The sequence below is a fragment of the Nocardiopsis sp. YSL2 genome (assembly GCF_030555055.1).
In the GTDB taxonomy this organism is placed as follows: domain Bacteria; phylum Actinomycetota; class Actinomycetes; order Streptosporangiales; family Streptosporangiaceae; genus Nocardiopsis.
The window spans coordinates 1,893,105-1,914,867 of record NZ_JAMOAO010000001.1; the positions used below are offsets into that span (position 1 = coordinate 1,893,105).

The 21,763-nt window shown below is 73.1% G+C and carries 20 protein-coding genes; 10 read left to right on the forward strand and 10 right to left on the reverse strand.

The genetic code is table 11. The annotated features are described in order from the left end of the window. Positions 1-4 precede the first annotated feature (4 nt). Positions 5-1,462, reverse strand: coding sequence for an NCS2 family permease (locus M1P99_RS08155; protein ID WP_304452046.1), 1,458 nt, complete (start codon positions 1,460-1,462; stop codon positions 5-7). A gap of 177 nt (positions 1,463-1,639) precedes the next feature. Between M1P99_RS08155 and M1P99_RS08160 the strand changes: the two genes are divergently transcribed. Both M1P99_RS08160 and M1P99_RS08165 read left to right on the forward strand, forming a co-directional pair. Further along, complete coding sequence (locus M1P99_RS08160; RefSeq protein ID WP_304452047.1) at positions 1,640-1,900, forward strand: DUF2530 domain-containing protein; 261 nt, start codon at positions 1,640-1,642, stop codon at positions 1,898-1,900. A 70-nt stretch (positions 1,901-1,970) separates the two neighbouring features. Then, complete coding sequence (locus M1P99_RS08165) at positions 1,971-3,467, forward strand: methyltransferase (protein WP_304452048.1); 1,497 nt, start codon at positions 1,971-1,973, stop codon at positions 3,465-3,467. A 60-nt stretch (positions 3,468-3,527) separates the two neighbouring features. Here the strand turns inward: M1P99_RS08165 and M1P99_RS08170 are convergent, their stop codons facing one another. From M1P99_RS08170 to M1P99_RS08180, 3 genes are all read right to left on the reverse strand, one after another. Further along, entirely contained in the window at positions 3,528-3,956 is a 429-nt protein-coding gene (locus M1P99_RS08170; protein WP_304452049.1) for a hypothetical protein, read from the reverse strand. 156 nt (positions 3,957-4,112) lie between these two features. Continuing rightward, positions 4,113-7,259 carry a sacsin N-terminal ATP-binding-like domain-containing protein gene (locus M1P99_RS08175; protein ID WP_304455629.1) on the reverse strand — a complete coding sequence of 1,049 codons (3,147 nt, stop codon included), beginning with the start codon at positions 7,257-7,259 and terminating at the stop codon, positions 4,113-4,115. 153 nt (positions 7,260-7,412) lie between these two features. After that, positions 7,413-8,168: a DUF3027 domain-containing protein gene (locus M1P99_RS08180; RefSeq protein ID WP_304455630.1), complete on the reverse strand. Its 756-nt coding sequence runs from the start codon at positions 8,166-8,168 to the stop codon at positions 7,413-7,415. 360 nt (positions 8,169-8,528) lie between these two features. Here M1P99_RS08180 and M1P99_RS08185 point away from each other — a divergent pair, with 360 nt between their 5' ends. Then, a complete protein-coding gene (locus M1P99_RS08185; RefSeq protein ID WP_369696520.1) occupies positions 8,529-9,047 on the forward strand; it encodes a sigma factor in 519 nt (172 codons plus the stop codon). 134 nt (positions 9,048-9,181) lie between these two features. Here M1P99_RS08185 and M1P99_RS08190 read toward each other — a convergent pair whose 3' ends face one another. Then, positions 9,182-9,565, reverse strand: a complete 384-nt coding sequence (locus M1P99_RS08190) for a cold-shock protein (protein ID WP_304452050.1) — start codon at positions 9,563-9,565, stop codon at positions 9,182-9,184. Positions 9,566-10,101: 536 nt separating this feature from the next. After that, on the reverse strand, positions 10,102-10,866 hold the full coding sequence (locus M1P99_RS08195; RefSeq protein ID WP_304452051.1) for a hypothetical protein: 765 nt from the start codon (positions 10,864-10,866) through the stop codon (positions 10,102-10,104). Positions 10,867-11,031: 165 nt separating this feature from the next. On the opposite strand from M1P99_RS08195, the gene M1P99_RS08200 reads away from it, so the two are divergent. The 5 genes from M1P99_RS08200 to M1P99_RS08220 all read left to right on the forward strand — a co-directional run bounded on the left by M1P99_RS08200 (position 11,032) and on the right by M1P99_RS08220 (position 16,858). Further along, a complete protein-coding gene (locus tag M1P99_RS08200; RefSeq protein ID WP_304452052.1) occupies positions 11,032-13,488 on the forward strand; it encodes a helicase-associated domain-containing protein in 2,457 nt (818 codons plus the stop codon). A 228-nt stretch (positions 13,489-13,716) separates the two neighbouring features. Then, positions 13,717-14,124 carry a hypothetical protein gene (locus M1P99_RS08205; protein WP_304452053.1) on the forward strand — a complete coding sequence of 136 codons (408 nt, stop codon included), beginning with the start codon at positions 13,717-13,719 and terminating at the stop codon, positions 14,122-14,124. Between the two features lie 97 nt (positions 14,125-14,221). Further along, positions 14,222-14,665, forward strand: coding sequence for a hypothetical protein (locus M1P99_RS28620; protein WP_369696521.1), 444 nt, complete (start codon positions 14,222-14,224; stop codon positions 14,663-14,665). Positions 14,666-14,717: 52 nt separating this feature from the next. Further along, positions 14,718-15,125 carry a hypothetical protein gene (locus tag M1P99_RS08215; RefSeq protein ID WP_304452054.1) on the forward strand — a complete coding sequence of 136 codons (408 nt, stop codon included), beginning with the start codon at positions 14,718-14,720 and terminating at the stop codon, positions 15,123-15,125. Positions 15,126-15,211: 86 nt separating this feature from the next. Beyond that, entirely contained in the window at positions 15,212-16,858 is a 1,647-nt protein-coding gene (locus M1P99_RS08220; RefSeq protein ID WP_304452055.1) for a DNA repair helicase XPB, read from the forward strand. 30 nt (positions 16,859-16,888) lie between these two features. On the opposite strand, the gene M1P99_RS08225 is transcribed toward M1P99_RS08220, so the two are convergent. Continuing rightward, on the reverse strand, positions 16,889-17,125 hold the full coding sequence (locus tag M1P99_RS08225) for a hypothetical protein (protein WP_304452056.1): 237 nt from the start codon (positions 17,123-17,125) through the stop codon (positions 16,889-16,891). Between the two features lie 244 nt (positions 17,126-17,369). Between M1P99_RS08225 and M1P99_RS08230 the strand changes: the two genes are divergently transcribed. Continuing rightward, positions 17,370-18,362: a R2-like ligand-binding oxidase gene (locus M1P99_RS08230; protein WP_304452057.1), complete on the forward strand. Its 993-nt coding sequence runs from the start codon at positions 17,370-17,372 to the stop codon at positions 18,360-18,362. Positions 18,363-18,415: 53 nt separating this feature from the next. Here the strand turns inward: M1P99_RS08230 and M1P99_RS08235 are convergent, their stop codons facing one another. Beyond that, the gene (locus tag M1P99_RS08235) at positions 18,416-19,483 is read right to left on the reverse strand and encodes a zeta toxin family protein (RefSeq protein WP_304452058.1); all 1,068 of its coding nucleotides are present in this window, start codon (positions 19,481-19,483) and stop codon (positions 18,416-18,418) included. 122 nt (positions 19,484-19,605) lie between these two features. Here M1P99_RS08235 and M1P99_RS08240 point away from each other — a divergent pair, with 122 nt between their 5' ends. Then, positions 19,606-20,031 (forward strand): NUDIX domain-containing protein, encoded by a 426-nt coding sequence (locus M1P99_RS08240; RefSeq protein ID WP_304452059.1) that lies wholly within the window; start codon positions 19,606-19,608, stop codon positions 20,029-20,031. Between the two features lie 26 nt (positions 20,032-20,057). On the opposite strand, the gene M1P99_RS08245 is transcribed toward M1P99_RS08240, so the two are convergent. After that, entirely contained in the window at positions 20,058-20,672 is a 615-nt protein-coding gene (locus M1P99_RS08245) for a Uma2 family endonuclease (protein ID WP_304452060.1), read from the reverse strand. A 110-nt stretch (positions 20,673-20,782) separates the two neighbouring features. Continuing rightward, positions 20,783-21,649 carry a CPBP family intramembrane glutamic endopeptidase gene (locus M1P99_RS08250; protein WP_304452061.1) on the reverse strand — a complete coding sequence of 289 codons (867 nt, stop codon included), beginning with the start codon at positions 21,647-21,649 and terminating at the stop codon, positions 20,783-20,785. Between the last annotated feature and the right edge of the window lie 114 nt (positions 21,650-21,763).

Below are 21,763 nucleotides of genomic sequence, written 5' to 3' on the forward strand. Positions count from 1 at the left end.
CGGTTCAGCCGATGAGCGCGTAGATCGGCGCCTCGGCGAAGTGGATCAGGAACACCAGCGAGATCAGCCACAGCAGCGGGTGGACCTGGCGGCCCTGCCCCTGGACCGTGCGGACGAAGGTGTAGGTGAGCAGGCCGAAGCCGATACCGTTCGCGATCGAGTAGGTGAACGGCATCATGATGATCGCCATGAAGGCGCCCAGGCCGATGGCCGGGTCCTTGAAGTCGATGTTGGTGACCTGCGTCATCATCATGAAGCCCACGATCACCAGCACCGGGGTGGCGGCCTCGAACGGCACCAGCGACACCAGCGGGGTGAACAGCGTGGCGACGAGCATCAGCGCGCCGGTGACGATCGGCGCGATGCCCGTGCGGGCACCCTCACCGACACCGGCGGCGGACTCGGCGTAGACCGTGTTGACGGACGCCGAACCCGCACCGCCCAGCAGGGTGCCGACGGCGTCGGCGGCCAGCACCTCGCGGGTGTTCGCCATGTTGCCGTGCTCGTCGGCCAGGCCGGCCTGGTGGGCCACACCGACCATGGTGCCCATGGTGTCGAAGAAGTCGGCCAGCAGCAGCGTGAAGACCAGCATCACGACCGTGGCGAAGCCGATGTCGGACCACCGGGCGATGACGTTGAAGCCGCCGTCGGCGAACAGGCCGATGACGCTGAAGTCGGGGGCGGCGACGAGCTCGCCGGTGCTGGTGGGCAGGCTCGGCACGGTCAGGCCCCAGCCGAGGGCGTCGCCGCCGTCGCCGAGGGCGGTCTCGACCACGATCGCGAGGATCGTGGCGATGACGATGCCGATGAGCAGCGCGCCCCGCACCTTGCGCACGTACAGCGCGATGCTGATGAGCAGGCCGATGACGAAGATGAGGATGGGCCAGCCGTTCAGACCGCCGTCGCCGAGCTGGACGGGGGTGCCCTCGCCCGCCTGCACGAACCCGGCGTTGACCAGGCCGATGAGGGCGAGGAACAGGCCCACGCCGACCGCGATGCCGGTCTTGATGCCGGCCGGGATGGCCGCGAAGACCGCGGTACGGAACCCGGTGAGGACGAGGATGAGCAGCAGCAGGCCCTCGACGATCACCAGGAGGAACACGTCGGCCCAGGGCATGAGCGGGGCGAGTCCGTAGGCGATCACCGCGTTGAGGCCCATGCCCGCCGCGATGGCGAACGGGTAGCGGCTGACGATGCCCATGATCACGCAGGAGATGGCCGCGACGAGCGCCGTGACGGCGGCGATCTCGGGGATGCCCAGTGTCTGGCCGTTGACGTCCTCGGCGGTGCCGATGATCAACGGGTTGAGCACGACGATGTAGGCCATGGCGAAGAAGGTCGCCAGGCCGCCGCGGATCTCCGTGGCGACGGTCGATCCGCGCTCGGACACGCGGAAGAAGCGGTCCACGGGATTGGCTGGGGCGCCGGCGGTGCCGGTGGGGGATGGTTTCGATGCGTTCACGTCGTCAGCCTGACCTGGTCGTGTTAAGGGACAACAAGGATTCTGCGCCAGATTAGTTGCAGCTTCGTACAACACACGACACATGAGTCACGTGTGTTTTAGAGAAAGCACCATATCTTCGGATGATCCAGTGGTCGGATGTGAGCAACGCATCCCTCCAGCGGATAGCCTTGGCCCGTGCGTAAGCCCCGCCGCCCCGACCCGGACGTCCACGAGAGCGACTACCGCGTACCCGCCGCCCTCGGCACCCTGGCGTGGGCGGTCGCGCTCGTCGTGCTGATCGCGCTGGGGGACGGCCTCCCCGACACCGAGCGGTGGTGGATCGGTGTCTGTGTCACCGGCATCGTGCTCGGCGTCTTCGGGTTCCTCTACATCCCCCGGCTGCTGCGCCGCCGCGCCGAGGCCGAGGCCCGCCGCGACGCCGAGCGCTCCCCCTGACGGGGCGCGGCCAGGGCACCCGCTGATCCGACGTCGCGGGGCACCGCCCCTCCTGCCTGATAATGGGCACGTGTCTGAGACTGATTTCCCCCGCGGCCTGGCCGAACGCCTCCGAGGCATCCTCATCGACGCCGACTACACGGTGTCGGGCGTGCGCGACCGCCTGGGCGACGCCGCGGCGCGCGCCCTCGCGCGCGAGGAGCTCGTGCCCGCCCTGCGCGCCACCGGCGGGGACGAGCGGCTCGGACTGCTGTTGCGCCTGTGGTGGCTGCGATCGCCCATCCCCGAACGCTCGGCGCGCACGATACTGCCCATCGAGGAACTGGCCGAGAACGGGCTGGTGACCGTGGACGAGGGCCCCGACGGACGCACCGTCCGCGCCCTGGTGCACCTGGGCCCGTGGGAGCTGGAGGACGGCAGACCGGGGTTCGTGGTCTCCGACCCCAAGGTGCGCCCCGGTTCGGGGACCGTCCCCGGCCCCGACCACGTCGTGGGCGCCGGCGGCGCGTCCTCGACCCTGTCGCAGCTCATCGTCAACGGGCCGGCCGACCGCGCACTGGACCTGGGCACCGGCTGCGGTGTGCAGGCCCTGCACCTGGCCTCGCGGGCCCGCGAGATCGTGGCGACCGACCTCAACCCCCGCGCGGTGCGCCTGGCCGGCATCAGCCTGGCCCTGTCCGGCGTGACCGGGGCCGAGCTCCGCCAGGGGTCGCTGTTCGAGCCGGTCAAGGGCGAGCGGTTCGACCTGATCGTGTCGAACCCGCCGTTCGTCATCACGCCGGAGGCCTCGCGCTACACCTACCGGGAGTCGGACCTGCCGGGCGACACCGTGTGCGCGGAGCTGGTGCGCCAGGCGCCCGCCCACCTGACCGAGGGCGGCTGGTGCCAGATCCTGGCCAACTGGGTGCACTCCGACGGCGACGACTGGGAGGACCGGGTCGGCGGCTGGGTGACCGGCACGGGGTGCTCGGGCTGGGTCGTCCAGCGCGACGTGCAGGACCCGGCGGAGTACGTGGAACTGTGGCTGCGCGACTCCTGCGAGCACGGCACGCCCGAGTACACGCGCCGGTACGACGCCTGGCTGGACTACTTCGAACGCGAGGGCATCAAGGGCATCGGGTTCGGCTGGATCAGTCTGCGCAACGACGTCGCCCAGGACGCCACCGTGCGGGTGGAGGAGCTCAAACACGAGATCGAGCGGCCGGTCGGTCCGTACCTGCCCGAGGTGGTGGACGGGGCGATGACGGCGCTGCGGCTGACCGACGCCGCCCTGCTGTCGGCGCACGTGGCGCTCGCGCCCGGTGTGGTCGAGGAGCGCGTGGGGCGCCCGGGAGCGCCCGACCCGGAGAAGATCGTGCTGCGCCAGCGCGACGGCCTGCGCCGAGTGGCGCGGATCGGCACCGTGGAGGCGGCGCTGGCGAGCGTGTGCGACGGGACGATGCCGGTGGGACCGCTGCTGGACGCGATCTCGGAGCTGATGGGCGAGGACTCCGCGATGATCCGCGAGCGCACGCCGGACGCGCTGCGCACGCTCATCTCGGAGGGCTTCTTCCGGGTGGCGCGCTGACGGCCCGCCCACACACCGGTGGCGCTCGTTCGCGCCGCGGAGGTGTCCGGCCCCGGGAGGTCACCCGCCCGTGAAGACCACGTCGCCGAAACCGCGCTCCTCGTCCGCCTCCAACAGCACGAACCCCGGTGCGGCGGTGTCGACGACCACGTCGTCGGAGCACTCGAACACGACCCTGTGGGTCTCGCCCGGCGGGAACGCGGCGAGGTCGTCCGGGAGCCGGACCGCGCACGCGGCGCGGTGCCCGTCCGGCCCGAAGGCGACGTCGGGGCGGTAGCCGGAGCGGAAGGACGTGCGGCGACCGCCCTCGTCGGAGGAGTGCATGGTCAGGTCGGCGGCGATCCGCTCCCCGGCGGCGTAGACCTGTTCGTCCGGAACGCCCGCCGGGCCGCGGACGGGGCTGACCACGGGCCCGGTCTCGGCGGCCCGGGAACAGCCCGCGGCGGAGAGCGCCGCGGTGAGGAGGAGGAACGAGGCGAGGACGCGCATGGGGGATTCCGTTCGACCGGCGCACGTGCAGGGGCACCCCCTGGGACGCTCGGGTCCCCCGTTCCAGTTCCGGGAACCCCCGAATCCCAGGCGTGTTCGCTTCTTCCCCGCGCCCTCCCGGCCCACTGGCCCTCGCGGCCCGGGCCGGGCGGCCGGTCAGTCGAGGTCGGACTCGGCCAGGAGGCGGGCCGCCGCCGAGGGATCCCTCAGGACGGCCGCCACCGAGTGGCGCCGGGACCACTGGCCGGCCCGCCAGCACAGCGCCCGCGCCAGCCCCTCCGGGGTGGCCGCGTGGATCGTGCCGTCACCCGCGTACCACTCGACCTCCACGCCGTCCACGGTGAGCGACGCGTGGTGCAGGTAGGTACGGTCCGGCTCGTCGTCGGGCTCCAGGAAGAGCGCGGCCTCGTCCGGGACCGGCCGGAGCTGGCCCGTGGTGCCGATCTCCCCCGTCACGGCCTCCGACGCCATGGCCAGGTCGAGGACGTCGGCCACCGCGTCGGCCGTGTCCGTGGGCGCCAGGACGAGCGGTCGGTCGTCGAGCAGCGGCAGGAGGTCCGGCGAGTCGAGCACCAGGGCGTCCTCGGCGTCGGAGACGACGATGGCGCCGCCGATCACGGCCCGGACCCGGGCCGGCGGCGTGACCAGGTCGGTGTCGACCTCCGCCAGGGCCGCCCACACGCGGCGCAGCGCGGCGCGGTCCACGTGCCGGGCGGGATCGGCCAGCCGGGCGAGGAGGTCGTCCGGCCCCTCCGGGTCGGTGACCAGGTCTTCGAGGGTGGTGCGCACACCCAGCGCGCGGGCGAACTCGGGGTCGACGTCGGCGGGCACCACGTCGTAGAGGCCCGCCAGGGCGGTGTCGGCGTCGGCGGTGCGCAGCTCCACCGGTACCCGTCCGCCCACCAGGGCCCGGGTGCGCAGCCACCAGGCGGTGTAGGAGGGCACGTCGACCGCACGGCCGTCGGGCAGGACGATCCGTGCGGGCTCGGTGACGGCCTCGCGCAGCGGGCTCCGGGAGAGCATCGCCAGGGCGCGCGGCCACTGGTCGTCGTCGATGTAGTCCAGGTCCACGACGCACACGAGCTCGGGCGCGACCGGAGGCAGGTCGGGGTCGCCCACCCGCTCCAGCATCTCGTCGGCCCAGTCCTCCAACCCGTCGGGTCCGCCCTCCCCGGCGGCGCCGTCGAACTCGTCCACGAGGTCGTCGCCCAGCGCCGCGTCCTCCGCGCGTACGACCGACAGCTCCCACAGGGCGCCGACCGCGCGCAGGGTCTCGGTGCCGTGCCGCTCCACCAGGTCCGCGTGGACGGTGCCGAACGGCGCGTCGGCCACGAGCAGGTCGGCCAGCGGCGCTCCGGGCACGAGCAGTTCGGCGGCCACGGAATAGCCGTCCTCGTCGTCGCGCAGGGCCAGTTCGGCCAGCCAGGGGGCGTCCGCGACCGTGGTGCCGGAGGCGGCCACCAGGTCCAGGACCGCCTCGGCGACCGGTTCGGGGTCCTCGGCGTCCAGGGAGTCGCGGACGGCCGCCTCGGTGCGCGGGTCCGCCAGGACGGCGGCCGCACCGGCGTCGACCGCGCCGAGCCGGCGCAGCAGCGGGTGCACGGCCTCGGGGTGGACCACGCGCACGCCGAGGGCGGACAGCACGGACGGTTCGAGGTGGTGGCCCTGGGCGTCGGCCACGCGGTCCCAGTCGTCCGTGGGCACGAGCAGGGAGCGGGGCCCCCGGACGAGCCGCCCGTCGACGAGCGGGACCGGCAGGGCCCCCAGTTCGTCGAGGTCGGCCCCGGCGCTGCCCGCGTCCGCCAGAGCGGCGTACAGCTCGGCCCACCAGTGCGGCGGCCGGTCGGTGTCGGCGATCAGGTCGGCGAGGTCGGCCAGGCCGAGCCGGTGCACGCGCAGGGCGGCCAGGGCGGGGTGGCGCGGGCTCCAGGTCCCCGGCAGCAGCTGCGGCACGAGTGCGGCCAGGACCGAGGTGACCCCGGACGCGCCGCCCGAGCCGCCGGTGTCCAGCAGCACGGCGTCGCGGGGCGCGACCGGCGTCCCGGCCGCGGTGACCAGGAAGGGCGTGTCTTGGAGGGGTTCGGCGACTCGGGCTCGGAAGGCGGCGTCGACCGCGCCTCCGCCCACCCGGGTACCGGGCACCAGGTCCAGGGCCGCGCGCGCGTCGAATCCGCGCAGCAGGGCGCAGTAGGCGTCGGCCGCCTCCGACAGCAGCAGGTCCGTGGCGGGTCCGGGCTGGACGGCGCGCCGGTCGCTGCCGAGCGGGAAGGTGCCGATGAGGACCGCGGGCAGGTCGAGTCCGGTGTCGGTGGGGGTGGGCGCGTGCACGACCCGGTCCACGTCGGCGGGCAGGGTCGCGAGCGCGCCGCCCTCGTCGACGGGGACGGCCCAGGTCAGGGTCCAGTCGGTGCGGCCGCGCTCCTCGGTGGGGCGGTCGGTGAGCAGGTCGGGGTCCAGGGAGCCGGAGCGGGTGAGCACCCGCCACAGGGTGGTCCGGGTGCCGTCCGCGTCGCGCAGTGTGGTGACGAGGTCGGCGCCGGATCCGCCGGCGTCGTCGGAGGACAGGTCCTGGCGGGTGATGACGCGTTCGGTGCCGTCCACGGCCACCTGGACCTCGGCCAGGCCGGGCAGGGCCAGTACGAGCGCCTCGCCGGTGCGCCCGAGCAGGTCCCGGACGCGCTCGACGGTGGCGTCGTCGCGCAGGCGGAGCGTGACGACGGTGTCGTACCCGGCCGTGTCGCCGTCGGTGAGGGCCGGGAACGGCAGGCGGAGCATCGGGACGTGGCCCGAGCGGCGCCGCACCTCCTCGGCGAGGTCGGCGTGGGCGGTGCCGCCGGACAACAGCTCGGCGACGGCGGCGCGGGCGCGCTCGGCGTCGAAGCACACGGCTGCGCCGCCGGAGCGGACGGTGACGTCGTCGCTGAGGGCCGACACGGCGGAGAAGCCCACACCGAAGCGGCCGGCCGAGCCGTGGTCGTCGCGCTTGGTCGAGGCCCGCAGGGTGGCCAGCGACTCCACGCCCTCCGGCGTCAGCGGCTCTCCGGTGTTCGCGGCGGTGAGGTCGAACCCGTCCAGGGACAGGCGCAGCCGCCCTGGGACACCGGCGCGGCGGGCCGCGTCGGCGGCGTTCTGCGCGAGCTCCACCACGACCCGGTCGCGGTAGCCGCCGAGGGCGAAGTCCTCCTCGGCGTTGGCGTCCTCGCGGAATCTCGCGGGGGCGTCGGCCCAGGCCGCGAGCACGCGTCTGCGCAGTTCGGCCGTGTTGTAGGGATCGACTCGCGATGCGGTCACCGACTCGGCCATGGTGGTCTCCTCCTGCGCTGCGGGCACGGCCCGGCATGGTGCACCCCGGACGGGAGCGAGTGCGGTAGTGACGACACTAGCCCACCGGGAAGGCCCTACGGGGTCGGCCCCGGCCCGCCCGGCGTGCCCGCGCCCGGGAGGCGGCGCGGGCGCTCAGGAGTCGGAGGAGACCAGTTCCAGTTCGGCCGTGTCGTCGAAGACGATGTGGTCGTAGCCGAGCTCGTCGACGACCGGCCGGGCGGGGTCGTTCTTGGAGACGGGGGTGCGTACCTCGGAGTGCGCGCCGCAGCCGTGGTCGAGCGAGACGACCTTGCCGTCGTCGGGTGCGTACTCGTTGGTGCACACACCGAACATCTGCCGCAGTTCACCGGCGAGCGGGGTCAGGAAGCCGCACGTCGCGCAGCGGGCCGGGGCGGCCGTCGCGATCGGGCTGCGCGGCCCGGACTCGCCGTTGTACCAGCGCTCCGCGGCCTGCTCGCGACCGGTCTCGGACAGGACCTGGCGGCGGCCGAGCCCCAGTTCCCACACCATCTGCTGGTCGACGCCCTCGGCGTCCAGCTCGCTGTCGGGGACCTGCGCGTAACCCGGGATGAGGCGCTCGTCGTCCTCCTCGACCGGCAGCAGGTCGCCGACGCCGACGTCGCCGGGGCGCAGGCGCTCCTTCCACGGCACCCATTCGGGCGCGGTGAGCGCGCCCTCGCCGGGCAGCAGGACGACCTCGTTGACAGTGACGTCCTTGGCGCGCGAGGCGCGGACGACGGTGACGGCGTAGGTCCAGCCGGGGTAGGCGGGGTCCAGGCAGGTGAAGTAGTGGGTGACCAGGCGCGTGTCCTCGACCTCGGGGTCGAGGGGTGCACCGACCCATTCGGGTCGCCCGACCTCGGCAGCCACCGAGCGCGCCAGCTCCACCGCGTCGATACAGGCTTTGTCCGGTACAGGAGAACGTCGAGAAGGGCTCACGTTCCCCATTCTCACTGATCGCCGACACCGATTTGACCATAACGCGGGTCAAGGTTCAGCCGATACACCCTCTTGATGAAGTCTTGTGGGGGCCGTGTCATGCGGCGACCGCCCTGGCGGCGCGGTCCGCGCGCCCCCGTGTCACGTTCTCCGCAGCCGCCGTGTCAGAGGAGTGGGAGCGAGAACGGGACGCACGCGGCGTCCCGCACCACCGACGGGGGAACGGCCCCCGGCCGCCTGTGATCCCCCGGGCCGCTCCCCCGGGACGGAGCACGCGCACGGCGCGAGACGACGACGAAGGGCTGACCGATGAGGGATCACGACTGGCTCGCCGCCCGGTTCGACGAACACCGCTCCCGTCTGCGGGCGGTGGCCCAGCGGATCCTCGGTTCGGCGGCGGAGGCCGACGACGCCCTCCGGGAGGCCCGGCTGCGCGCCGGAGCGGCCGACACCGGCGCGGTGGACGACGCCGGCGGGTGGCTGACCACCATCGTCGCCCGGGTGTGCCTCACCATGCTGCGCTCCCGTGGGACGCGGCGCGAGGAGTCACCGGACCGGCACGAGCGGGGCTCCGACCCGGTCCTCACGCACGGCGGCGCCGTCGACCCCGAGCACGGGGCGCGGCACGAGGTGCTCATGGCGGACTCGGTGGGACTGGCCCTGCGGGCGGTGCTGGAGACGCTGACACCGGCCGAGCGTCTGGCGTTCGTCCTGCACGACATGTTCGCGGTGCCCTTCGACGAGGTCGCCCCGATCGTCGGCCGTTCCACGGCCTGCGCCCGTCAGCTCGCCGGCCGCGCGCGCCGCCGGGTGCGGGGGGCGGACTGACCGGGGGGCGGACCGAACGCGGGGTGTGCTCCGCGGGGCACGCCCGAAGGAGGCGGGGCCGGGTTCGCGCCCGGCCCCGCCTGTCGCTGTGGCCCCGCGCCGCGATCCGGCCCGCGCGAGGGTCCGCCCCGGTGTCAGGCCTCCAGGTCGTCGGCGACCGCGCGCAGCACCGCCGCGATCTGCGCGGCCTCACGGCGTTCGGGTTGGCGGCCCCGGCGGTAGCCGGTGGACAGGCCCTCCAGCAGCTTGATGAGGTCCTCGGTGATGACGACCATCTCGTCCGGCTTCTTGCGCCGGGCCTTGACGACGGAGTGCTGGGTGTCGAGCAGTGTGACCTGGAGCGCCTGCGCGCCCTTGCGGCCTTCGGCCACGCCGAACTCCACCCGCTGCCCAGGGGAGAGCGAGGTGGTGCCGGGAGGAAGGGAGGAGGAGTGCACGAAGACCTCGCCGCCGTCGTCCTGCGTGAGGAATCCGAAACCCTTGTCGCCGTCGTACCACTTGACCTTGCCGGTGGGCACGTAGTGACCTCATGCTTTCACAGTCGGGCACCACGACTTCCGGGAACGCTCAACAGTGTTCTCGCGTTCCGTCTTTCCCGCGGCGGCCCTTGGTTTCCATGGATGGTCAACCAGGCTAGTGGGCGGACCGAAAGCCGTCCATTGCAATATCGCCGTTCAGCGCGGGGCGGCCAGGGGGTGTCCGGAGGAGCGCCGGGGCCGGACTCCGGTGCGCGGGTCCGAAACGCCAGAACGAGGCCCGGATACGGCTCACCCGGGCCTCGCGACGTCGCCGGCGGTCCTGTCACCGCTGGGTGCGGAGTGTGGGACGGGACTCGGCGGACAGACGGGACCGCCGCGACGTGTGTGGCGCCACGGCTGGCTGCCGGACACCGGTTCTGACGTGGCCACCTTCCCGGTGGCGGCGTACGACAAGGATTACCCGGTTCGACGCTCGGGAAAGCGCGGCCACGGGCCGAACGGAAGAGGTTATTCCGAGCATTTACCAAGCAATGACCCGTCCGGCGAAAGGAACGGCCCGTCAGCCCCTCGACCCGTCAGCCGGGGGTTCGCGCCGACCGCTCTTCCGCCCGTGCAGAACGGAGCACCCGCGGGTACAGCAGGAACACGCTCACCAGCGAGGCGAGGCCGAGGCCGATGACACCGGTGGCCGGAAGGGACTCCTGGATGTAGCGGTCGACGAACTTGGCCTCTCCCGGCCACAGCGCCATCGCGATCGCGCACCCGAGCAGCGGAAGGCCGAGGCCGATCCACTTGTCCCGCGCCGTCCACACGCGGCTGAGAGCGATGAGCGCGGCGGAGAGCACCCACACGAACGCCAGGTTCCATCCCCAGGGCACGGTGAGGAGCAGCAGGCCCAGAGCCGCGGCCTCCGGCCCGTGGTGGCGCACCACCACGGCCAGGCCGCGCAGCCCGCCGGCCGTCCTGGACCGCTCTCCGACCGACATCTCCGTCCGCCCCGGGCCCTCCAGGAGCGACAGCAGACCATGGCTGGGGCCGCCCCGCCAGGGCGGCGGCGGCCGGTCCGCGTGCCGGGGCTTGGGCGGGATCATCTCGTCGTCCTCGAGGTCGAGGTCACGACCGCCGAAATCCCGCTCCACCAGGTCCTCCGGTGTGCCGAGACCGAGCAGGATCCTGCGGACGGTCTCCTCGTCACGACCGGCCGCGGCGCGCCGCGACTCGATGCGGGAGCGCACCGCCGTGAGGTAGGCCGTCCGCTCCCTCGCGGACGCACGACCGTGCAGCAACAGCGCGACCTCGGACAGATAGTCGAGTACCAATTGTTCCGAGCGCTGGGTCATGACCCCATATTGGCCCACAATGACCTGGCTTTTAACCCCTTCCCCCCAATTCCGGTCGGTCATTCGCCGGTCGATACGGTCCGCGCACGCGTGACAGCGGCCCCCGCCCGGCCGGTACGGGGACTGACGCGCCCCACGGTGCGGGCATCGCTTAGCGTGGACACGATGACCGACAACGCACAGCCCGACGAGCACGAACCCGGTCCGGGGAGCCGTGGCGCCCCCGTCTCGGGCCGCCCCCCGACGTTCACCTCCTGGCTGCGCGGTCGGTCGGACGACGAGCTCGCGGCCCTGGTGGCCGCGCGCCCCGACCTGGTCCAGCCGGTACCGGTCGACATCGGCGCGCTGGCCACCCGCGCCACCACGCGCAACCCCGTCCTGCGGGTCCTGGAACGCCTGGACGGCTTCGGCCTGCAGGTGCTGGAGGCCGTGGTCGCCCTCGGCGACGACCGCATGTCCGAGCCCGTGGGCGTCACCACCGCGGACCTGGCCGCCGCCCTGGGGCTCACGCCCGCGGCCGACCCGGCCCACGACCCGCTCGCACGCGCCCTGGACGAGCTGCTCCGCCTGGCGCTGGTGTGGCCCGACCGGGGACGGCTGCGGCCCGTCCAGGTCCTGCGCGAGCTGCTGCCCCAGCCCGCGCAGCTCGGTCCGCCCGTCCGCCCGCTGCTGGCCGCGCTGCCGCACAGCACGGTCAAACGGCTCGCCGACGACCTCGTGCCCGCGAGCACGGCCGTCACGCCCGTGGAGACCGTCGCCACGTTCCTGTCCGAGCCCGACCACGTCGGCAGGCTCGTCGACCAGGTCGGCGCACCGGCCGGACGGCTGCTGGACAACCTGGCCTGGGGGCCTCCCCACGGCACGGTCACCGACGCCCGCCGCGAGATCTCCCTGGCCACGGCCTCCTCCCCGGTCGAGACCCTCCTGGCGCGCGGGCTGCTGGTCCCCACCGCCGACGACACCCTCACGCTGCCCCGCGAGGTGGCGCTCCACCTGCGTTCCGGACTGCTGTTCCGCGACGTCTCGACCGGCCCCGAGCCCTTCGAGGGCCGGGAGAACCCCGGCGCGACGGTGACCCGGGCCGCGGCCGGACAGGCCTTCACCCTGCTGCGCGCGCTGGAGGAGTTGTTGGAGCGCTGGTCGGAGGATCCCGCCGGGGTCCTCCGCAACGGCGGGCTGGGCGTGCGCGACCTGCGCCGAGCCGCCCAGGTGATGGACACCGACGAGCAGACCGCGGCCCTGTACCTGGAGACCGCTCGGGCCGCGGGACTGATCGCCACCGACGACCGCGTCGAGGGCGAGTGGCTGCCCACACGCGAGTACGACCTGTGGCGGGAGCGCACGCCCGAGTGGCGCTGGCTGCGCCTGGCCAGGGCCTGGCTGGAGTCGGACCGGGTGGCGGCGCTCAACGGATCGCGGGATTCCGGGGGCCGGGTCCGTAACGTACTGGGCCCCGGCCTGGTCCGCCCGACCGCACCGCAGGCCCGCCGCGACGTACTGGCCGAGCTGGGCACCGCGCCGCCGGGGTTCGCCCCGACCCAGGAGTCGCTGGCGTCACGCCTGGCCTGGCGCCGACCGCGCCGCCAGTCGCCGCTGTACACCGAACTCGTGGGGTACGCGCTGGCCGAGGCCGCGGCGCTCGGGCTGACCGGCCGCGGCGCGCTCGCCGAACACACGCGGCCCCTGTTGGAGGACGACGAGGACGCGGCGGCGCGCGTGCTGGCCGCCGAGCTGCCCACGCCGCTGGACTACGTGCTGGTGCAGGGGGACATGACCGCGGTGGCACCGGGCCCCCTGGTGGCCGGGCTCGCCCGTGAACTCGCGCTGATCGCCGACGTGGAGTCCACGGGCGGGGCGACCGTGTACCGGTTCACGGAGGAGTCCGTGCGTCGCGCCCTGGACGCCGGCCGGGGCATCGCCGACATCACCGCCCTGCTCGAACGCCACTCCCGCACGCCCCTGCCCCAGGCACTGCGCTATCTGGTGTCCGACGTGGGGCGCCGCCACGGGCGCCTGCGCGCCGGCACGGCCTCCAGCTACCTGCGGTGCGACGAGCCGTCGCTGCTGGAGGAGCTGGTGAACGACCGCAGGGCGGGCGACCTGGATCTGGTCCGGCTGGCACCGACCGTCGTCGCCGCCGGGGTGAGCCGGGCGGCGCTGGTGGAGCGGCTGCGCCAGCTGGGGTACCACCCGGTCCCCGAGAGCAGCGACGGCTCCATGCGGTTGAGCCGCCCGGAGGCGCGCCGCGCCGACCCGACGGACGTGCCCGCGCCGAGCGGGTCGGGCGCGCCCCGGGAGCTCTCCCGCGCGGCGGTGAAGGCGATGCGCGCCGGGGACGAGGCGTCCACGGTCGCCCGCCGCCCGGTTCCACTGCCGGAGGACGGACCGCCCGGCTCACGCACGGCGGCGGTCCTGGAGGCGCTCACCCGTGCGGCCAAGGAGGGGCGCAGGGTGTGGATCGGGTACACGGACACCGACGGACGCCAGGTGAGCCGGATCGTGGAACCGTCCGGCGTCGACGGCGGCTTCCTGACCGGCTACGACGCCACGCGCGACGCCGTGCACCGCTTCGCCGCGCACCGCATCAGTGCCATCGCCGAGCTGGAGAACACCTCCGACTGAATCCGAACACGACGTGTCCCTCGGAGGCGGTGGTGGGCCGGGACCGCGCCGCAGGCGGCCAGGGGGCGGGCTAGAGTGGCCGCGGGGTTGGTCCCACGGCGCCGTCCTGGGCATCAGCCACAAGCACATCCGACAGCTCCAACGCGCCGACGGCTACGCCTACACGATCCCGGAGGAGGAGGGCGTCTCCCGGCCCGGTAGGACCGGGTTTCCGCGCCCAACACACCGATGAGCAACGCCTCTCTGCCCCCCGGAGCGTCCTCCCCCCGTGACCGCGACCGTGGTTCCGACCGCGGGGCGGAACGGTCGGCGGAGCGGGACGGAACCCGCGACGGGCCCGCCGCCGTCACGGGCGGGGGTGCCAGCAGCTCCACGATGGCCCTGATCCTGCACGCGCTGACCTTCCTGTGCTGCGCGAACTGGCTGTTCGGGATCGCCGGGATCGTGTTCGCCGTGCGGGCCGCGCACGCACGCGACCGCGGGCGCGCGGACCAGGCGGAGACCCTCACGAGGTACTCCTGGTACTGCCTGGGCGCGGCGGGCGTGATGTTCTTCGTCATGCTCGTGCTGACCTTGGTCACGTGGACGCAGGCGGGTTCCTGGATCGACGGCATCGCGCCGGTGACCAACTGGTGAGGCCCGGCGGGAGGGCCGGGCGGAACCATGGCACGCGTGGTCGCGTCCCATGGTGTGGGGTTGGGTAGACAGCGAGCAGGCGCGGTGGGAGGTGGCAGTGGACGGAGCGCGGAACAGCCCTCGGGACTTCTGGGAGAAGGGCCGCGGCGCGGGGACCGGTGCGCCCCGACCGCTCGGCGGCGTGCCGTCCGGTGCGCCACGCCCCGCTCAGCCGGCCGGACTCGCCGTACCGGCCGAACCCCGGCCGACCGGGCCTCCCGCCCGCGTCGGCGGCGCGGTGGCCGCCCTCGTGGTGGCCCTGCTCACCCTCGCCGTCCCGGTCCTGGGCATCTCGCTCGGCTTCTGGTTCTTCGTGCTGGTCGCCAACATCCCCGGCATCGGCTTCGGCATCGCGGCGCTGACCAAGGTCCCCGACGAAGCAGCCGTGGAGCGCTTCCTCCGCTACACGTGGGCGTGCAACTTCGCCTACCTCGCGCTGTCGGTGGTCTTCCTCGTCCCGGTGATGGTTCTGGCGCTCATGATGTCGATGTTCGCTTTCTGACCTCACACACCCCTGTCCCCCACACCCCCGAGAGCTTCGGAGAAGCCCGACCATGAGTAACGACTGGTACCAGCAGCAGCCCGGCCCCTACGGGAGCCATGGCGGCTACGGCGACAGCACCGGGGGCTACGCCGCCCACGGCTCCTACGGCGCCTACGGAGGCGGGTACCCCCCGCCGCCCCACGACCCGTACCAGCCGACCGGTGAGAGGCCCTCCCAGGGCAACATGATCGGCGCGCTCGTCATGGCGATCATCCTCATGGTGACCTGCTGCGGCGCGGTGTCCGTCGTCGGCGTCGTCTTCTCCGCCCTGGCCCTGGGTGAGAAGTACGACTACGCGCGCGCCGCCAAGTACACCCGCTACGCGTGGATCTCCAACTGGATCAACCTGGGCATCGTCCTCTTCGTGATCGTGGCCTACGTCCTGTTCTTCGTCCTCGCGGTCGCGTCGTCCGCCTGACGTGGTCCCGGGCGGCGGCCCGGGCATGATCCGGGTGCCCGAGGCGTTGCACCTGTGGCCGCCCGCCCACCAGATTGAAGGTCCGTGTGTCCTGCCTGATCGTCCAGTCCGACAAGACGCTCCTCCTCGAGATCGACCACGAACTCGCCGGTGAGTGCCGCCGCGCCATCGCCCCCTTCGCCGAGCTGGAGCGCGCCCCCGAGCACGTGCACACCTACCGGATCACCCCGTTGGCGCTGTGGAACGCACGCGCCGCGGGGCATGACGCCGAGCAGGTCGTGGACGCGCTGATCAGCTACTCCCGCTTCCCCGTGCCGCACTCGCTGCTGGTGGACATCGCCGAGACCATGGACCGCTACGGTCGGCTCACCCTGGTGGGCGACCCCGCGCACGGTCTGGTCCTGGAGTCCACCGACCGCGCGGTGCTGGAGGAGATCGTCCGCGCCAAGAAGCTCAAGGGCATGCTGGGCGAGCGGCTGAGCCAGGACTCGGTCGCGGTGCACCCGAGCCAGCGCGGCAGCCTGAAGCAGGCGCTCCTCAAGATCGGCTGGCCCGCCGAGGACCTGGCGGGCTACGTCGACGGCGAGGCACACGCGATCGAGCTCGTACAGGACGGCTGGGAGCTGCGGGGCTACCAGCAGGAGGCCGCCGAGAGCTTCCACGCCGGCGGCTCGGGCGTGGTGGTGCTCCCCTGCGGCGCGGGCAAGACCATCGTGGGTGCCGCGGCGATGGCGATGACCGGCACGACCACGCTCATCCTGGTGACCAACACGGTCTCCGTGCACCAGTGGAAGTCCGAGCTGCTCAAGCGGACGTCGCTGACCGAGGAGGAGATCGGCGAGTACTCCGGGACCCGCAAGGAGATCCGCCCGGTCACCATCGCGACGTACCAGGTGATGGCGGCGCGCCGGAAGGGCGTGTACACGCACCTGGAGCTGTTCGACGCCCGCGACTGGGGGCTCGTGGTCTACGACGAGGTGCACCTGCTGCCCGCGCCGATCTTCCGGATGACCGCGGACCTGCAGGCACGGCGCCGGCTGGGGCTGACCGCCACGCTGGTGCGCGAGGACGAGCGCGAGGGCGACGTGTTCTCGCTGATCGGCCCCAAGCGCTACGACGCGCCGTGGAAGGACATGGAGAACCAGGGGTGGATCGCCCCCGCGGACTGCGTGGAGGTCCGGGTGGACCTGTCGGAGGCCGAGCGGCTGGCCTACGCCACCGCCGAGCCGGAGGACCGCTACCGGTTCTGCGCCTCGTCGGAGACGAAGACCACCGTGGTGCGGGAGCTGGTGGAGCGGCACCCGGACGAGCAGGTGCTGGTCATCGGGTCCTACATCGACCAGTTGGACGAGCTGGGCGTCTCGTTGGGGGCGCCGGTGATCAAGGGCGGGACCCCCAACAAGGAGCGCGAGCGCCTCTTCGACGCGTTCCGCTCGGGTGAGCTGCGCACGCTGGTGGTGTCGAAGGTCGCGAACTTCTCGATCGACCTGCCCGAGGCCGGGGTGGCGATCCAGGTGTCGGGCTCGTTCGGATCGCGCCAGGAGGAGGCCCAGCGCCTGGGACGGGTGCTGCGGCCCAAGACCGACGGTCGGGCGGCGCGCTTCTACGCCGTGGTCGCTCGGGACACGCTGGACCAGGAGTACGCGGCGCACCGGCAGCGGTTCCTGGCCGAGCAGGGGTACGCGTACCGGATCACGGACGCGGGCGACCTGTTGGCGGGCGAGGAGATCTGACCGCGGGCCCGGCGGCCCGGCGAGCGCGGATCAGAGCGAGGGCAGACCGCCCATGACGTAGGTGAACGCGGCGATGCCCCAGGCCACCAGCGAGTAGCTCAGGGTGCGTGTGCGGAGGATCCGGTCGCCGCGCACGGACGGCGCGGCGAGTGCGGCGGCGAGCAGGCCCAGCCCGAGGAGTGCGGGGATCACGGAGGCCAGGGCGAACAGCTGGGTCTGGGCGGCGCAGTCGGCATAGCCGGAGGTGCCGGGATCACCACAGAACACGTCGTCTCCCGATCGGATCGTTCGGTGCGGGCGGTACTCCCCGACCGTACCGTTTCGGAGCGGCCGGATCGCCGGTACGGCCGACCGTATCCGCGGCCCGCCGGTCCCAGGGTTCCCGGCGTCCACGGAGGGCCCAGACCGAACTTTGTTCGGACATTTCGTGACGCAGGACACTGCGACCCTTTACACGAAGCCGCTTCGTGTCCAATCATGAGGACAGCCACAGCCCCCCCAGGAGGCCACCATGCCCGACCAGTCCGCCACTCAGGCCGCCCCCACAGCCCCGCGCACCGGCTTCCAGTCGCTGAGGGGCGGAGGGCTCAACTGGGACTCCCTCCCGCTGCGCCTGTTCACCAAGGGCAACGCCCGCTTCTGGAACCCCGCGGACATCGACCTGAGCCAGGACGCCGAGGACTGGAAGAAGCTCGACGACGAGGCGCGGACCCGGATCCTGCGCCTGTGCGCGCTGTTCGTGGCGGGCGAGGAGGCGGTGACCGAGGACATCCAGCCCTTCCTGCGCGCGATGGCCGCCGAAGGGCGCCTGGGCGACGAGATGTACCTGACGCAGTTCGCGTTCGAGGAGGCCAAGCACGTCCAGGCGTTCCGCCTGTGGCTGGACGCCCTGGGCGTACGGGACGACCTTCACGGGTTCGTCGACCGCAACTCCGGGTACCGCGCGCTCTTCTACGACGAGCTGCCCCGGTCCCTGGACGCCCTCCTGAGCGACCCCGGCCCGCGCAACCAGGTCCGCGCCTCGGTGACCTACAACCACATCATCGAGGGCTCACTCGCGCTCACCGGCTACTACGCCTGGAACCACGTGTGCACCGTGCGCGACATCTTCCCCGGGATGCGCGAGATCGTGCGCAGGATCGGCGACGACGAGCGCCGCCACATGGCCTGGGGCACCTTCACCTGCCGGCGGCACGTCGCCGCCGACGAGGCCAACTGGGACGTGGTGCGCGAACGCCTGGACGAACTGCTGCCGCACGTGCTGGCCACGGTCGAGGAGGGCGACCGGCCCTCGTCCGACCCCGACGCGCAGCGCTACGAGCTGCCGCCCGGCGAACTGCTCAGATACGCGGGCGACCGCGCCACACGGCGTCTGGGCGCCATCGAGTCGGCGCGGGGCGTGCCGCTGGCCCGGATCGACCTGGACGCCGCGCCCGAGGACCTGGAGGAGCGGTTCGGTGAGGAGGACCGCGCCGCCATGGCCCGGGTGGCTCCCCCGAAGTGACGCCACGACCGCGCACCGCGGGGCCGACGCCCGCACTCCGGGGTCCGCGGTGGTCAGACGTCGTCCCGGCGCCACAGCTCGCGGCGGCCGCGCTCGGCCTCCAGCGCGATGCGGCCGAAGGGCTCGGCCCGCCGGCCGCCGCCGTCCGCGTGGTCGGCGTAGAGGACCTCGCCCTCCCGGGACAGCACGTAGAGCGAGTCCACCAGGCGGTGGGTCTCCAGGAACTCGATGGTGTTGGGCACCCCGAGGTAGAAGCGGTCGTGCTGGTCCTCCGTGATCCACCGGCCGAAACCCTGGTCGCGGCGTGACCGCAACAGCCGGTCCGCGATCGCGAACCGGCTGTTGGACGCGTGCGTGGCCACGAAGGCCACCTCCACCCGGTAGCCGGCGTCGCGGAAGCCCTGGACCCAGTGGGCCGCCCAGTCCGCCCGGCCGAGCGGGTGGCTGCACACGACGTCCACCCGGCCCGCCCGCACGTGCTCCATGGCCAGCGGGTGCAGGCCCGCGACCTGCTCGGCCAGCGCGCGCGAAGCCGCGCGGTCGTCCTCGGCCATCGCCCACTCGTAGTCCGGGGCCAGCCGCAGCAGGTCGTCACCGTCGTAGCTGACCGTGCCCTCGGGCAGCACCGGCAGGACCGCGCGCTGGAGCGTCGACTTCCCCGAGCCCGGTTGTCCGCCGAACAGCAGCAGGCGGGGGTGTTCACGCGCGGGGCCGGACAGGCGGTCGCGCAGCGCGAGGTCGAACAGGGCGGTGAGGTCGTCCCCCCGCACGGTGCGCCCCGGGTCGGAGGGCGTGGCGCCCTTCGGTGGCCGGACGGGCTCCGCGCGCAGGCCGGCGAGGGTCGCGGGAAGCGCGTCGTTGAGTCGGCGCAGCCGGTCGGGCGTGAGGTGGGGCAGCATGGCCTCCTCGTCCAGGAGCACCCGGGCCCGCTCGGCCAGTGACGGGTCGGTGTCCCGGCGGGACAGACAGGCCCCGATGGCCGCGCTGTAGAGGTTGTGGGCCCTCTCCCGGGCCTCACGGAGCTCCCGGGTCTGGGGTGGGACGACGCCGCAGGAGCTGTCCGACAGCAGTGGCCGGATCCCCGTGGTGGACGCGTCGGCCGTCTCGTGAGGGGTCGCCATGTTGGCCGCCTTCCAGGTCCCAGGAACCGGAGTCGATGGGGCACCGCCGTTGACACCCCGGATGCTAGTGGCTTCGCTCACTCCCGGTCGGCGATTCGGCCGAGGCGGCCTAGAGTGGCCACATGCCGCAGACTCCGCCCGCCCAGAGCCCCGCCGTGATCGACGCCCTGGCCTGGGTGCACGTCCACGAGGGTCGACTGCTGTGCGTCCGCTCCCGGGGGCGGGACCTGCTCTACGTCCCGGGCGGCAAGCGCGATCCCGGAGAGAGCGACGAGGCGGCCGTGACGCGTGAGGCACGCGAGGAGGTCAGCGTGACCCTGCGTCCGGGTACCTTCCGCCAGGTCGCGGTGATCGACGAGGTCGCCCACGACCAGGCGCCCGGCACGCGCGTACGCATGGCCTGCTACGCCGCCGAGCACGACGGCGAGATCCGCGCCGACCACGAGATCACCGGGCTGGAGTGGATCGGCTACGCCGACCGCGACCGCTGCGCCCCCGCCGTCCGCCGCCTCGTGGAGATCCTGCACGCCGAGGGCGCCGTCCACTGACCGCTCGGCCCCTCACGGCTCGGGCGTCAGGCCGGCCAGGAGTCCGGCCCCGGGAACTTCGAGGTGTCGATGTCGAGGCCGAAGGGCTCCGGCAGAGTGATCTTCTCCCCGAAGTCCACCGTGGTCGCGTGATTGTAGCGCCCGTTGCCCGGCAGCTCGTAGAGGGTGACCGACGGCCCGTTCTCGTCCCAGGCGTCGATGAGCAGGTAGAGCGGGACCGGCGCGTGCGCGTAGCCCCACAGTCTGTTCTTGCGGTCGGTGTCCTTGCTGCTCCTGGACACGATCTCGACCGCCAGTTCCACCTCGTCCGCCGGGCAAGGAGTGCGTGAGGAATCGCGAAGGACGGATTCGGGCATGACGGCCAGGTCCGGCACGTACAGCCGCTCGATGCTGGGCACCTGGATGCCCAGGGTCTGGTAAATGCCCCAGTCATCCGGAACGGTACGAGCGAGGGCACGATGCACCCGGTCCGCGATGATGTTGCGGGGGTCAGATGGGGGGGCCACGAGCACGACTCCGTTGTCATCGACGATCTCGGCCCGCCAACCGTCGGGCACGTCCAGCTGCTGCCAGGTGCGCAGGAAGTAGTCCCATCTCGACAACTCCACCTGGGCAGGGGATTCAGCCACCGCAAGACTCATTTCGCGTTGCACCTCCGGACAAGGACGGTAACGCTCCGTGCGCCTTGTCGCCCGACACTTCGCAGAAGAACTCCCCGCTCCGGCGGGATCACGAACGTCCGGGGCCGGGGTCAGGCCGGGTCGGGGACCCGCTCGGCCCAGCGGCCGGTCGTTCGGGTGAGGAGCATCGCCGTCGGCACCCCGAGGAGGAACGGCAGGAGGAAGGCCACCGCCGTGAGGGTGTCCGCGCCCTGCACCTCCAGGTACCGGCCGTTCAGCAGGGCCTGCGCGACCGTCTGGAAGACCAGGTGGAAGCCCACGCACGCCCACACGTTGCCCGTGAGCACCCGCAGACAGCCCAGCACCACGCCCATCCCCAGGAACAGCGGCAGCCGTTCGGCGAGCACGCCCCAGCCGCCGTCGACCACCCAGATCGCACTCCCCCACAGCGCGAACAGCACCGCCTGGATCCCCACGGCGAGCCACGCCCCCAGGGCGGCGTTCAGGTTCCGGAACAGGTAGCCGCGGAAGATCAGCTCCTCGGGCACGGCCTTGAACAGCAGCACCAGCACCGGCAGCAGCAGGAGGCCCGCCATCGCGTCCGACCCGGACGCGGGCAGCGCGAACGCGCTCCACCCCACCGCCACGCACAGCGCGATGCCGGCGGTACCCGGCAGCGCCCAGGCCGCCGCTCCCACCAGGAAGGGGCGCCACCCCTCGCGGAGCCCCGTCAGGCGCAGCCCGCGCCACGACCGACGGTCCAGATACCGGCGGGCCAGCCACACCGCGGGCAGGACCAGGGCGAACGCCGCGACCGCGTTGGCCGTGTGGTTGAGCGTGGTCGTCCCCTCCCCCGGGAAGAGCGAGTCCACCCAGCCCACGACCTGCCAGATCAGGAACGCCGCCACCGTCACCGCGACGACGCGCACGACCAGGGGAGGCCTGCGCGCGTGCGCCCGGACCTCGGTGTCGGGGGGCAGGGGGGTGCGGTCGTCCATGGGCACCAGTGTCCACCGCCCGCCGCGGTCCCCACATCCGGTGTGGCCCCGGGGCGTCCCTGAGCCCACCCCGGCGCCGGATCAGGGGTGGCGAGCGCCCGGAAAAACCGGTGG

Coding starts and splice junctions, on each gene's coding strand:
- M1P99_RS08200 (WP_304452052.1), top strand. CDS start 11,032: ATGACCGACAACGCACAGCCCGACGAGCACGAACCCGGTCCGGGGAGC.
- M1P99_RS08235 (WP_304452058.1), bottom strand. CDS start 19,483: ATGGCGACCCCTCACGAGACGGCCGACGCGTCCACCACGGGGATCCGG.
- M1P99_RS08230 (WP_304452057.1), top strand. CDS start 17,370: ATGCCCGACCAGTCCGCCACTCAGGCCGCCCCCACAGCCCCGCGCACC.
- M1P99_RS08170 (WP_304452049.1), bottom strand. CDS start 3,956: ATGCGCGTCCTCGCCTCGTTCCTCCTCCTCACCGCGGCGCTCTCCGCC.
- M1P99_RS08250 (WP_304452061.1), bottom strand. CDS start 21,649: ATGGACGACCGCACCCCCCTGCCCCCCGACACCGAGGTCCGGGCGCAC.
- M1P99_RS08245 (WP_304452060.1), bottom strand. CDS start 20,672: ATGAGTCTTGCGGTGGCTGAATCCCCTGCCCAGGTGGAGTTGTCGAGA.
- M1P99_RS08215 (WP_304452054.1), top strand. CDS start 14,718: ATGAGTAACGACTGGTACCAGCAGCAGCCCGGCCCCTACGGGAGCCAT.
- M1P99_RS08205 (WP_304452053.1), top strand. CDS start 13,717: ATGAGCAACGCCTCTCTGCCCCCCGGAGCGTCCTCCCCCCGTGACCGC.
- M1P99_RS08195 (WP_304452051.1), bottom strand. CDS start 10,866: ATGACCCAGCGCTCGGAACAATTGGTACTCGACTATCTGTCCGAGGTC.
- M1P99_RS08240 (WP_304452059.1), top strand. CDS start 19,606: ATGCCGCAGACTCCGCCCGCCCAGAGCCCCGCCGTGATCGACGCCCTG.
- M1P99_RS08175 (WP_304455629.1), bottom strand. CDS start 7,259: ATGGCCGAGTCGGTGACCGCATCGCGAGTCGATCCCTACAACACGGCC.
- M1P99_RS08185 (WP_369696520.1), top strand. CDS start 8,529: ATGAGGGATCACGACTGGCTCGCCGCCCGGTTCGACGAACACCGCTCC.